Source organism: Sphingobacterium tenebrionis (assembly GCF_037126265.1).
Taxonomy (GTDB): domain Bacteria; phylum Bacteroidota; class Bacteroidia; order Sphingobacteriales; family Sphingobacteriaceae; genus Sphingobacterium; species Sphingobacterium tenebrionis.
In genome coordinates this window covers 23,422-37,226 of sequence record NZ_JAYLLN010000027.1, presented here as the reverse complement: position 1 = coordinate 37,226, position 13,805 = coordinate 23,422, and the positions used below count along the sequence as shown (strand labels likewise).

Here is a 13,805-nt window from a genome sequence, read left to right as displayed (position 1 = left end):
AGTAATATAAAAAAAATGTTAAGAAAACCCAAGAAGTTGTGACTAGCATCTGTCACATTTATAAGGACTTAATCCAATTTAAGTTTATGTGATGATAATCTATTGAATGTCTTCTGTTAATAGCAGTTCCTGCAGATGGATTATCAACTTGTTCGACTAATATTCCGATTTCTACATCATTTATTTTAGTCATGCTGGAATAACCACCATAACCTAACCTGCATAAACTTTCTTGTGAAATTTGATGGTAAGTCAACTGTTTAGAAGCAAACCATGATTTACCGTCATCATTACTTAAACGAATAGTCATATTACATCGATCTTTCATACTGTCACCTTCATTATTTGCAGAATTCAAAAACACCATCAAATTCGGATAAAAAGATTGACGGAGAATAGAGCCTTGACATCTTGGATCAATCAAATTTGGGTCAGATATAAAATTTGAAAATCCACCTTCAATAGAGCCCCTTGAGGTATATCTTGTTTTTCCTTTATTCCAAATATTTGTTACAGCACGATCATTTCTTAATAACAAGCCACTACTAAGTTCAACAATACTACCTTCAAAAGTATTTTTAGGTATCCTTTGATATTTCCAAGTCACTCCATGGTCATCGCTATAAATATTTCTTTCACCAGCTGGTATAATTAATCTACCCTTTGTGTGACCATTTTCAATTTGAATTCCAGAACCTGGGCCAACAGCATCCCACACAAAATCTTTTGGAACTAAATCTTCTGTTCTATCGACAGGATTTGACCATGTTGTCCCATTATCATCACTAAACATAGAATAAACCCTTCTGTCGCCCCATTGAGAAACTTCTGGGTAGTATTTTCCATTAAAAGTACCTCCATGTTGACTATGTTTATCAGAATTCCAAGAGAGAAAAATCCAAATTTTATTTTTTTCAAAATCTGTAACAATGGTAGGATTTCCCCAAGTGCCCTCCCCTTCATGTACTAATATTCTTAACGCGGACCAAGTTTTTCCTTTGTCAGAAGACGTTTTTGCCACTAAATCAATATCACCATAATCTAAACTGCTCATTTTTCTTCCTTCAGCAAGTGCAATTAAATCACCATTGGGAGCTGTGACTATACTTGGAATGCGATAAGAATGATAACCATCCTTTCCTTGTTCAAATATTCTCACATTCTCTTTAATTATTTTATTATCCTCTTCATCAGGAATAAAAGGTGTTTTCTCAAATTTTAAAACAGAAGTTAATCCAGTATCTTTATCTGTACAAGATAATAATGTAACGACGAAAAGGGCATTGATTATTAAAAACAGGTTATTTTTCATAAGTAATAATTCCTTCAAATGGTGTATTTATTCCTCCCTCGGTAGCAATCAAGATTTTGCCTGATGGTAAAAGTACTGCATCTAGATTTCCTACTGGAACTAGGTAAGTATTATAAGCCATCTTATCAAACAAAGGGCCTTGGTTTATAAATGATTGATTTTGTTGATCTCTTGTGAAAAGTGTTGGGGAATTGGCATATACAGGACTCATTCCATACGAACGAACATCCGTTCCCCGTCCTAGTGGGGAAACATAAAATAGTTTTCCAGCATCATTTTGGACAAGGACAGAAGGAAAAGTATGACCAAAATCTCCTGTATTGATTCCATTTGAAAAAGATGTTGCGGTCGTCCATGTGGTACCTCCGTCGGAACTATAAGAAACCATTTTATTTCTTGGGGTAACATTACTGTGCGATAGTAACATCATCAATTTACCGTCGGCCAACTCCACTATTGATGGATTTCTTAGATTGCTTCCTAGGATTTCGCCACCTAATTTCCACTCTAAGCCATTATTATCTGATATGGCTACTTGTACTCTATTGGATCCAACATTCATTGGTAATATTAATCGGCCTTTATTATTGGTGCTTTTTAAAACTATTCCATGACCAGAACCTAATTGGACATCCACTGATTGGGTCTTTATTTGATTGGTGATGTCTTGTTCTCCTGACCAAGAATTTCCATTATCGTTAGAAATGCGTTGATAAATTTTTTGTTGGCCTGGCTCAAGTATAAAAGAGGTGCCATTTTGTATATAGTCAATCTTGCTATAATATAAAAAGAGTGTTCCAGTGTTGTTTTTTAATATTTGTGGATAAGCATAAGTATCATTAGAATTTTCTCCAGCAATTACATCAATTTCTTTGGACCAGGATTTTCCTCCATCAGAAGATCGACGTAAGATAATATCGGTATTAGCTATAGGTCTAGAAGTTTGAGCGACTCGTTGATAGGCATTTTCATAACTTCCCCTCCCTTCAGCAAATAACAACAAATCGCCATTATTATCTGTTGTTAAAGCTGGACGTTGGATAAAATTATAATTGAACTCTTTATTGTAAAAAGCATAATTGACTGTAAATGCTTCTTGAGATTCAATATAAAAATCATGAATAGTTAAAAAGTTTCTCCATGGCCGAATACTGGGCGTATAAAAAAACAGTTTTTGTTCAGGCAATTGCATTTTGAAACACAGTACACCATTTATTTTTATATAGAATAAATTATCTACTATTGCGGTTTCAAATTCAGCAGGAACGCCAGGTGTTATAACCTCGTTAACAGTTGGCCATCCTGCTTCTGGATTTACTGAAAAAGTTCGTTCATAAAAATCAAGGAAAAACTGAGGCGCAATGTTTGAAAATCCATCAAAACCGAAAATAAACTCTCTTCCGTTCTCCCAGCTATTTCCAAGTACAATACCAGCTGCGGTACCATTAAATGTTCCAATGGTTGCTTTAAAGTACATATAGAAGTTTTTTCCTTTTCCTACAGGAACAAAATATTTGGATACAGCATAATTATTGCGATAACTATTCTCTCTTCCACCCACATGATCCGCATTAGTAATAGGATAAGGATTTCTATGTTGGATTAAACGCATGCCATTCTGTTCTTGCACCCATGAAATGGTGTCTCCACCAGCATAATAGTCCGTAAAACCTTTAAACAAAATTTTTTGTAGATCGGGTTTACCGTCTTTCATTAACCAAATGCCCGCCATTCTATTTTCATCAAATGGAAACGGGAGGGAGTCAGGAGTAATTTTTTCTTCTTCATAAGGGCCAGGAAAATCCCAGTGTTGCTCTTTATAACAGGAGTTGAAAATTATTAAACAAATGCTACAGCCTAATAAATATTTAATTATTTTTTTCATTTCTAATCAATTTGGAATTAGATTTCAATTATTTACTAACAGGTAAATACCAGCTCTTTTGATCTAGAAGTTTTTGGTACACAGAATTTCTATTTTCTCCATTATATTTAGAAGCTACCTTTTCTGCTAAAATATTTTTCCCAATTAACTGTGACCATAACATAAGGTCATACCAACGTTTACCCTCAAATGCAAATTCCCTTGCACGTTCTGTGAAAATAATTTCTAACATCAATTCTTTATTTGTATAATCTATATCTGTTGGTAAATATTTTACCAACCCACGAGATTCACGAATCATATTGATAAAATTGAAGGCCGAGGCATAATCATTTAGATGTAAATCAGCAATAGCTTTAAGTAGCCATGCGTCAGCAGAACGGAAAATCTGCCAGCTAGCATTGCTTTTATAGGCGGGTCTCCTTGAAGAAACATTATCTAATCCGATATATTTCCAAATAATTGTGTCTTGGTCAAAAACTTTATAACTAAAATTTGTCCGAACATCCGAACTTTCATGGGAAAATATGGTGTTTATTACGTGGGATGATGGTTTTAAAAAATACTTACCTCCTTCTTGTGCTAAGTTTGAAGTAAATTCTTGTAACCTATTGGTTTCAAAGCTGTTGTCGAATCTAAATCCCAAAAGAAACATGCTGTGCTGAGCTGCAAAACTAGCCGTAAATTGATTTGGCCATGCTCCTGCTGTACCTAAAGAATGTTGATTGTTTACTATCGGAGAATTACAAAAAGCTGAGGCGGTTTGATATTCACCAAGCCAAATGGCAATTTCTGCTGCAAAAGTTGCTGCAGTAGGTTGGGAAACTCGGCCATACCTTTCCTCAGAAGGAAGCGTTTCATTGTTCCACATAAAGTTTAAAGGCAACATCCCGAGAACACTTAAAACATCATTATAAATCATTCTCCAAACCTCTTGTTTATCTTTTGGGAATTTTAATAAACCACGAAGTTCAGTTGAGGTTATTTCAGATGTTTTGCGATTAATGGTATTTCCCTTTTCATCTATATATGAAACCTCTTCTGCATAATCAGATCGAATAATTGGAAAGTTTTCAAATGTACGCACCAAATAATAATAACATATTGCACGAAGTAAAACAGCTTCTGCATAATATGCATTTGCACTTTTAGGCAATAGCTTATCATCTTTATTAGTTACATCATAAACCTTTTCCATCTGCCTATTGCATCGTGCTATGGTTTCGTAAATATTATTGTAATCAGCAAAGGGATTTTCAATACTAACATTATTGATAACAAACTCATTTATATAAGGCATTGGTTCAGTTTGACCTGTAGTAACCATATCTGCTCGAGCATCTCCCCACAAAAGAAATTTGTGGACATCTCGAGTTAATGGAGCATACATTCCCAACGCTGATGCATTGAGGTCTTTTTGGCTTTTATAAAAATTATCTTCCACAACTGAATTATAGGGTTCCACGTCGAAAAAGGAAGAACAAGATGCCATAAGCGTTATAAAAAATAGACTAGGGATTAGGGTGTATAAGCGAATGCGATTTTTCATAAATAAAAAATTTTGCAAAAATTAGAATGAAGTTTTAAGACCTAGTTTGAAGGTTTTGCCTAAAGGAGGAGCACCAAAGTCTATATTTCTTAATAAGGAAATGTTCAAGCCATTTACTTCTGGATCGAAACCGGAATATTTTGTCCAAGTAATTAGATTGTCTGCACTTAGGTAAATCATTATATTTTTAAAAAACTGTGATGGTTTACCCTTTATGTTATAATGGAGCGAGCTTTGTTTTAATTTTAAGTAACTTCCATCTTCTACCCAAAGAGAAGAAGATGCGCCGTTATTTGAAGGGTCATCTAAAACTGCTCTACTCAAGCCGTTACCTGTTTCATCATCCGATCGCCAGCGGTTTAGAACGGATGGGTCTTGATTGGCAAAATCCTTCATAAGATGCATTTGCTGCTTAAAGCTATTGTATATATCTGCACCCTGAGAAAAATTGAAAAGAAGGTTGAGTCCAAAATTTTTATATTGGAATGTTGTCGAAAAATAACCAAAAAATTTAGGTAAACCCGTTCCTATGATTTGCTTATCTAAACTGTTAATTATTCCATCATTGTTGATGTCCTCTATGACATAATCTCCTGGATGATATACTGTGCCATCTGATTTTTTTAAATTAACCTCTGATTCATTCTGAAATACTCCTAATACTCTATATCCATAATAGGATCCCAATTGTTCTCCTTCTTTCGCAATTCCAGTTATATTGCCAATTGATTGTTCAATTGCACCATTTGGTAGAGAAGTAACTTTATTTTTTAACGTTGAAACTGAAGTTGATAAATTCCATGCTATGTTTTCTTTAGCAATGATTTGTGAAGTCAGACCTAATTCAAGCCCTTGGTTAGTTATTGATCCAGCGTTTTCAAATCTATCTTGCAATCCTAATTCGTTTAGAATGGTTTTATGAGTTATAAGATTGGTAGTATGCTTAAAATAATAGCCTAAATTTAATTGTAATCGATTTCCAAATGGCGTTATAATACTTTGTATATCATAATTGTCAGTTATTTCGGGACGAAGACTTGGGTTTGCAATATTACCAAAATATACACCTCCATATCCGAAATAGTTTTCAGGATAATACTGGTTAAAATGGTAGAACCCTCTAACCTCATGGTTGCCAGTTCTATTGTAACCTAAATTTATACTCCATTTGTTCAATGGTTTTTCCTCCAATATATAAAAGTAAACTTTTGCGCCTGGGTAAATATTCCAGCGAGAATTTGAACCAAAATTTGAGGAACCTTGGACATTCAAAGAGGCGTTAAGACTTATTCTTTCATTCCAATGAAGAATACCTTCAGCAATGTAACTCATTAAATTTGATCTATACCTTGTGTTCGAAGCGCTATCAACAACCCCTTGTTGTAGTGTCTCGAAATCATCAGTTCCAGCGTTTATCTTTCTTCCAAATACACTTTTCTCTTCATAGGTTTCAATTGCTGCTTGTATGCTTGTATTATATTTTAGGTTTTCTGATAATTTCCCTGAATTGGAAAGTATACCATTCCAATTCAAATAAAATTCACTTGAGCTTCTTTGAGAGTTTTGTCGGATTCGGTATAAGTCAGGGACAATTCCTAATGCTGGCCGAAATTGTTTTTCAGATAAATTGAAATAAGAAATTGAAAGATCTGATTTCAAATCCCAAGCACCTCTAATTTTCCAGTTTACTCCCATTACTCCATCAATTCGATTAAATTGATTTTTGTTAGAAAGGTTGTTAACAAGGGCAAGGGGATTGCTTAATCCAAGCGTGTCAACACTCGCCAGAATTCGACTCTGACTACCATCAGCATTTACGAAATTAGTTCCTAAAAATGGCGCTTTAGCACTTGCAATATAAATGGGGTGCGTGTTATAATCGGATCCAAACTCTTTATAATGCCCACTTGTGTTCGTGTAGGATAAATTGTTGTAAATAGAAATGTTTGGAGCCAACTGATAATCTAAATTAAATCGAAGACCAATTCGTTCAAAATTAGTTTCTTTTATTAAACCCTCCTTATTGGTATAGCCAACAGCAAAAAGATAATTTGCATCACCATCACCGCCTTTAAGTTTCAGGTGATAGTCTTGAAATACACCATCCCTTTTAATCATGTTTAACCAATCATTTTGAAAATTATATTTTGGATTACTTTCAGAAAATATAGGGTGTTGGTCTAATTGGGCTGGCGACATTCCTTCTTCTTGAAATCTAGACCATAAATAGGCTTTCATGCTTTGAGCATCCAATCGTGGCACGTTTAAATTGGAGGAGATTAATCCATAATTAGCTATGAAATCAACTTTCGTTCCACCAAATTCACCTCTTTCTGTATGTATTTCTAATATACCGTTGGATCCTCGACCTCCAATTTTTGGCATTTCAAAACCAGAGGAAAGAACTTGAATATTATTGATGTCATTTGGGTTTAAAAAACCTAATCGATCTGGTTCAAAAGTACTTAAGAAAGTAGGATTTGCCCCAGAGTATCTCATAGGAATTCCATCTATATAAATTAAAGGGCTACTGGATAAATTAATACTATTTAGCCCACGAATCATCAATACTGGGCTGGCTCCTAGATTCCCACTTTCCGATACTGATATGTTGGGCTTTTCATATAGTTTCCCGACAATAGATATGGTGGAAGGGGCAATATCCAAACGATGTAGACTGTCTACTGTCGCAGGTTTTGCGGCTATATTTTGGGCATAAATACTGCTATTTGCCATAAGAATAGCAAAACAGATGGATATGATATATTTTTTTGTAAACATGATATTTAATAGTCCAACAGGTTAATTTATAGGGATGAGTTCCAGAATGTCCAATAATAGGTCACAGCAATAACCAGGAGATTTATTAGTGCCAAAATCAAGAAATACAAAATTCAATTTTACGTCAGATCTTTCTTGAACTGTAATATCTCCACAATAATTAAAAACAAAGTAACTGTACTCTTCAAAATCTCCATCTTTTTTGGCGAAATCCGTTAATTCTTTGACGATTTCCTCATTATAAATAGTCATAAATTTTCCTCTTGTTGCTGCCATTCGCTGCATAATTCTAATCCTATATTTACCAGCAGGAACATCTGGAACTGTAAGCCAAAAATAATCCCCAGCTTGAGTGGCATCAAATTGAACAATCATTAGTTTTCTGTCTTGATGATAACTTTGAGTCCCATTATTGAGTCTTATGGAAGCTGGTGGCGAAGTAAAAACATTTTGCTTTCCATAATTACTTCCTGGGGGATATAGGTTTAATCTTATTTTAGAAGGAACTGCTGGTGTAATTTGAAGGGGAGTGTCTAAGCTATGATATATACCATTTTGACCAATTTTATCGATTCCAAAATTAGCAGATTGATTAAAGCTAAATTTTCCATTAACTTGATATTTCCCATAGTTATCTACAGAAAAAGAAAGAGCCTCTTTTTTATATAATGGATAAAATCTTTGAGCAGTTAATAGGTTAAGATAATATCCAGAATCAGGGATAATATGGTAAGATGCCCAATCTTTTAAATTTTCTATTTCATTTTTATCAAAATTGCTTTTTTTAAGAGCATCATCAGTTTCGATTAACAAAGTAACCACGCTATCTTTTAGATATTTCGTAAGATCTGTTTCTTCAAAAATAGACAGCATAGTATTATACTTTCCACTTTCAACTAGCATATCATAAATTGAAGATGTAGGAGGAGGTAAAACGGCATCTAGAATATTGATAAATCCATTGTTGAAATTTATATTGCTTTCGACAATAGTCGCCACATTATTCAGTTTAATGGCATTATATGATTCACTAATATCGGCGATTAGATATTTTAAGCTATAGGATGTTGGGGAAGGTAATGGGCCGTGAGTAAATTCATTAGTATTGATTCGTTTATCCAGAAGATGGTATTTAAAATATGAAATCCAGAATTCTTTAGGGGCGTCTTTAATTTTTTTAATTGGTTTTCCATCTAAAATTAGAGTTTGAAACAATTTTTCAAATGCCGAATTATTTGGAGCGAATAGAGTATAAGAACCTGCAGTTTTCAATAAATTTCTCTGACCGACATACTCTGTCAATTCTTTGAACACACTTAATGTTTTGCTGCTATCTAGAAAATCCATGATCTGAATTTCATCAGTTGTATCGTATCGTATATCTGAATATTTATCCTTGCACCCAAAGTGGATTAAAAATGCAAAGCTTGAAATCAATACCCAAACATATAGCTTTTTGAGGTTCACCATGATTCAATTTATTTTATGTTTTTATTTATTCTTGTAATAATCCTTTTGAATTAATGCTTTATTATTTTCGATTTCTGTTTCATGATACGGCAAGAACCAACTTTCTGAATTCAGAAGACGAGCTTTAATTACCTGATATTGGATTTTTAAAGAATTATTTTCTGCAGTTTTTTCTAACAATACACTTTCCATTCCTGGCCTACGCGCTATACGTACTGCAGCGAACCATTCTTTTCCTTCAAATCCCAGTTCGAATTCTCGTTCCATTAACAGAAATCGCATAAATTCTACATCAGTTCCCATTGCTCCAGGGGTTAAGGCAGGAATATCACAATGCTTTCGGATTAAATTTATTCTTTCCTCAGCTTCTGCATATCTTCCAAGTTGGGCTAATGCTTCTGCTTCGATAAAAAGAATTTCTCTATATCGGTAAAAGATATAATTCATGTTTCTTCCTCCCGAAGGTCTATAACTTGGAACATAAGGAGTTTGTCCAGTCATTTTATATATCTCATATCCGGACCCCGCTGAATAATTTACAGGGGTCATATTAAAGGCTGCATAATTTTTTAAGCGGATGGTATCTGCACTCCAATTGATAAGATCTTGGGGAGGATAAAGTTCGAGGCCATCAATTTCAATGTTGATAGAGTTTGCAAGATATTTGGCGCCAGCACTAGTAGGTTGAAAATTTGCAAACCAACCGTATATTGGAGAATAGAAACCTGTCTGTAAGTATTGATATTCAAATATACTTTCACTCGAGTTTCCTGGATTAAATATGCTAAACCAATCTTGAGGATCCACAAGCTTAGATTTGTAGTCTTCTAAAGACTCGCACAATTCAAGGCTTTCTTGGTATTGATTTCTCCAAAGTTTAACATCAGCCCAAATTGCTCTAACTGCATTTTTGGTTATTCGACCAAAGCGATCATTAATATTCTCAAAATCTGAGGCAGTATTAGCTAAGGCCTTTTCCAGATCCTTTTCTATAAAGTTTAGTACTTCTTCTTCTGCATGGGCCGCTGTATTGAATATTTGAGCATCTGATTCATAAGGTTCTTCCATGATTGGAACTTCTTTAAAGGCTCGAATTAAATAGAAATAATTCAACGCACGTAAAGCATAAGCTTCTCCCATGAACATTTGAAGTTCACTTTCTTTAAATGTCTGATCATTTTGTAGGGCGGTTGGGGCATTTTTAATAAATGAATTTATCCAGTTAATTCCCGTATATACTGATGCCCAACGAACTAAACCATTTGTCGGATAAATGTCATGTACCATGAACTGTCGATAATCGTTGCTAAACGAAGATCCAGGACCAGGGGTATATAGACTAGATCTTATGTCGCCCCAAACTTGAAATATATTGATGTTGTTATGAAGAGTAGCATACATGCCATTTCGTGATGCTAGAACCTGTTCTCTATTTTGCCAATATTCATCATGTACCAATTTGTCTGGAACTTCAACATCTAAAAACTTATCACAGGAAAGTAGTGAGTAGGAAAAAATGGCCAGGAAACATATAATTAATCGATTCATGCTATAATTTTTTATTATTCATTATAAATTAAACCTAAAGCCAAAAGTATATTGTTTAGGTGGAGCCGTGTAATTATCATCGATTCCGAAGAGGTAAACAGAGCCTTTTATTGGGACTTCTGGATCTACACCTAGGTAATTTGTCCAAGTGAGTAAATTAAATCCGGTAACAAATAGGCTTAATTGTCTAATTCCCCATTTTTTTAAAAGATCATTGGCTTCATAAGTAAATGACAAAGATTTTAATCGCACATATGAACCGTCTTCTACCCAACGCGAGGAAGCTATCCGGTTCCAATCGCTACTTGGTTGGGCCCTGGGCATGTCCGTTTTATCTCCCTGTCTTCGCCATCTGGAAAGAATGGATTGTGCTTGATTTTTGGAATCAGACATTTCTTCCATTATGATTCGAGAACCATTGATAATGTCATTGCCAAATTGATATTGAAGGTTTAATGCCAAGGTAAATTGTTTATACCCAAGCGTATTATTCCATCCACCAAAAAAAGTTGGATTGGCATTTCCGATCTGTACTCGGTCAAGTTGGTTGATTATCCCATCACCATTTAGATCTTCATAAATCATATCTCCCCCTTGAAACTGGTGCCCGGTTACAGAACCATATCTCATTATTTTCGGTGTTACTCCGTCTGCTTCAAATATTAAATTTCCTAGTGGATCCTTTAAATAAGCGTCTTCATCATGAGCATAAACTCCCAAAGCTTTATAGCCATAAAACGCACCGATAACATCTCCTTCCTGTAATTTGGAGGCGAATCCATTTCGAGTTGCGGAGAATGAAGAGGCATCAAAATTAGTTGGCAATTCAATGAGTCTATTTCGATTAAGTGCAATGTTAAAAAAGGATTTTAATCGTGGCTTATCTTTTTGTGCCTTTAAAACATCAATGGTAATCCCAAGTTCAATTCCTGAATTTTCTACTTTTCCGAAATTCACAAATTGGTTTTCATAACCTAAAGTACTTGACAGCGTTTCTTTTAAAAGAAGATCGTTGGTTGTTCTTTTATAAATATCAAATTGTCCACTTATTCTATCCTTTAAGAAACCAAAGTCTAAGCCTAAATTGTACTCTGTTGTTCTTTCCTCTTTGATGTTTTCATACGCAAACTTATCCGGATAAATATAAGTTTCGCCTAAATATCCCTCTCTTGTTGCATATGCTATGTCATATATATTATTAATTCTTGGAAGGTTTCCTGTAATTCCAAAGGCAAACCGAGGCTTAAGGGATGAAATCCAGGGTAGTTTTTCGAAGACTTTTTCTCTTGTTAGATCCCAAGCAGCACCAATAGCAGGAAATACGGTATAAGCATTTTTACTTCCATATCTTGAATCACCTTCAGATTTTGCAGTTGCAGTAATAAAATATCTGTCCATTAAGGCGTAATGCCCTTGAATGAACATGCCTATATATCGTTGATCAGAAAAACCGCCGCTAATAGAAGATATCCTTGCAGATGCATCTGCGGATTTTAAATGTGGTGAACCGCCATTGAAATAGCGTATTTCCATATTATTACTTTTGTCCATACTAAGGTTTGCCACCCCCGTAATTGTTAAGCGATGATTTTCTGAAGTTATTGGTTTCCATAATAATTTGTTTACATTGTTTACCAATAATTGGTAACCTTCCGACTGAAGACCAGCGTTATAAAAACTCTCACCAGGGATAGCATCTGTTGCAAAGCTTGGCAAAAAATAATCGTCAGATGCTTCACGAAAATCGGTAGAAACTTGCATGTTGAATTCTAAGTTTTCAAGTACTTTGTAATTAAGACTTGTTGAAGCCATTAGCCTGTTTGCTTTAGATAAAAATTGTGAATAATCGATGATAGCCAAAGGGTTATATCTTGAATAGAAAGATACTGAAGTGGCATCCCGATCCACAAAATAGTCTAATCCATTTTTAGAATACATAGGAAAATAGGCAGGAATTTGCCTTGCAATTCGTAATGGATTCATTTCGTTGTCTCCATTTATGTTATATGGATGCTTTGTGCCACGTTTATCAGTTAGGGAATTGGTATATGTCAAATCTGCTGTTACAGCAAATTTATCAGAGACACGATAATTTAGATTGAACCGAGTGTTAAATCGATCATATCCGGTACCTTTTGTTGTTCCATATTGATTGGTATAACCTAATCCCCAATAATAATTTATCCGATCACCACCACCACTTAATGATGTGTTATATTGCTGGTATATTCCTGTTCTAGTTATCGCATCTATCCAATTGGTATTGTTGTTAAATTTCCAAGCATCTGCACGTGTTAAATCGCCTCTTAGCTCTGGAAGAGCAGTACCATTATCATTTCCCCCTGTCCAACGCTCAATGGAATAAATACGATGTTCATCACCATTTAACATTGGGATAGTGCGAGGAACTTCCGAAATTGTAAAACGGCCATTAAAATTGAAAATAGGTTTTCCTCTTTTGCCTCTTTTCGTTCGGATTACAATTACACCATTCGCTCCTTTTGAGCCATATAATGCAGTAGCAGATGCATCCTTTAAAATATCTATTGAAGCTATATCCGCAGGGTCAAGGTCGCCGATGGGACTAAACCCAAAATCTGATATACTCTGTACAGAGTAATTATTTCCTATTACTTCTGCACCATCAATTATCCATAATGGATCATTAATTCCAGATATACTGGATATCCCTCTGATACGTATAGAGGCAGCTGCACCAGGATCACCACTGTTTGATACTACCTGAAGACCAGGCGCCATCCCTTGTAAAAATTGATCAACAGAGACTTCTGGAAGATTTTCTATCCCTTTCATGTCTACTGAAGCAATAGAACTCGAGAGTTCTCTCTTATTTATATTCACAAAGCCTAAATCAGCATTTGGTTTTGAAGTTGCGACGATTTCAACTTCTTCAATCTGTTTTTTATCAACCATCATAATAATGGTTAAAGAGGAAGATACATTTGAAAGCTTAATCTCTTGTTTTAAATAACCTACATTTGAAAAGACAACTTTTGTTGCATTTGCTGGTATGTTTACTTGAAAACTTCCATCCTCTTCGCTTTTATGTGCACTTAAGATTAGATCATTGTTGTTGACAAATAGAATGGAGACTTGTCCAAATGGATTTGTTTGTGATTGATCATAAACTTTCCCTATTAATTGCTTTTGCAAAGCAAATGCATTTTGAGTCATGAGTTGTATCATGGAAATTAGAATACAGCACCAACGAGTAAGTTTGTACATAACGGTCAGGTAAA

7 protein-coding genes are annotated in these 13,805 nt (G+C 34.7%); all 7 read right to left on the bottom strand.

The features are described 5' to 3' along the window. Positions 1-58: 58 nt before the first annotated feature. Entirely contained in the window at positions 59-1,312 is a 1,254-nt protein-coding gene (locus VJ786_RS11295) for a sialidase family protein (protein ID WP_336557727.1), read from the bottom strand. Continuing rightward, positions 1,302-3,197, bottom strand: coding sequence for a sialidase family protein (locus VJ786_RS11290; protein WP_336557726.1), 1,896 nt, complete (start codon positions 3,195-3,197; stop codon positions 1,302-1,304). Before VJ786_RS11290 ends, VJ786_RS11295 begins: the two co-directional genes overlap by 11 nt. Positions 3,198-3,225: 28 nt before the next feature. Then, on the bottom strand, positions 3,226-4,689 hold the full coding sequence (locus VJ786_RS11285) for a RagB/SusD family nutrient uptake outer membrane protein (protein WP_336557742.1): 1,464 nt from the start codon (positions 4,687-4,689) through the stop codon (positions 3,226-3,228). A gap of 78 nt (positions 4,690-4,767) precedes the next feature. After that, the gene (locus VJ786_RS11280; protein ID WP_336557725.1) at positions 4,768-7,482 is read right to left on the bottom strand and encodes a SusC/RagA family TonB-linked outer membrane protein; all 2,715 of its coding nucleotides are present in this window, start codon (positions 7,480-7,482) and stop codon (positions 4,768-4,770) included. 66 nt (positions 7,483-7,548) lie between these two features. Continuing rightward, entirely contained in the window at positions 7,549-8,997 is a 1,449-nt protein-coding gene (locus VJ786_RS11275) for a fasciclin domain-containing protein (protein WP_134776032.1), read from the bottom strand. Positions 8,998-9,018: 21 nt separating this feature from the next. Beyond that, on the bottom strand, positions 9,019-10,545 hold the full coding sequence (locus VJ786_RS11270; RefSeq protein ID WP_336557724.1) for a RagB/SusD family nutrient uptake outer membrane protein: 1,527 nt from the start codon (positions 10,543-10,545) through the stop codon (positions 9,019-9,021). Positions 10,546-10,566: 21 nt separating this feature from the next. Next, positions 10,567-13,740: a SusC/RagA family TonB-linked outer membrane protein gene (locus tag VJ786_RS11265; RefSeq protein WP_336557723.1), complete on the bottom strand. Its 3,174-nt coding sequence runs from the start codon at positions 13,738-13,740 to the stop codon at positions 10,567-10,569. Between the last annotated feature and the right edge of the window lie 65 nt (positions 13,741-13,805).

Excerpts from the sequence above, each read along its gene's own strand:
- VJ786_RS11295 (WP_336557727.1), bottom strand. The coding sequence starts at position 1,312 with ATGAAAAATAACCTGTTTTTAATAATCAATGCCCTTTTCGTCGTTACA.
- VJ786_RS11290 (WP_336557726.1), bottom strand. The coding sequence starts at position 3,197 with ATGAAAAAAATAATTAAATATTTATTAGGCTGTAGCATTTGTTTAATA.
- VJ786_RS11285 (WP_336557742.1), bottom strand. The coding sequence starts at position 4,689 with ATGGCATCTTGTTCTTCCTTTTTCGACGTGGAACCCTATAATTCAGTT.
- VJ786_RS11280 (WP_336557725.1), bottom strand. The coding sequence starts at position 7,482 with ATGGCAAATAGCAGTATTTATGCCCAAAATATAGCCGCAAAACCTGCG.
- VJ786_RS11275 (WP_134776032.1), bottom strand. The coding sequence starts at position 8,997 with ATGGTGAACCTCAAAAAGCTATATGTTTGGGTATTGATTTCAAGCTTT.
- VJ786_RS11270 (WP_336557724.1), bottom strand. The coding sequence starts at position 10,545 with ATGAATCGATTAATTATATGTTTCCTGGCCATTTTTTCCTACTCACTA.
- VJ786_RS11265 (WP_336557723.1), bottom strand. The coding sequence starts at position 13,740 with ATGACTCAAAATGCATTTGCTTTGCAAAAGCAATTAATAGGGAAAGTT.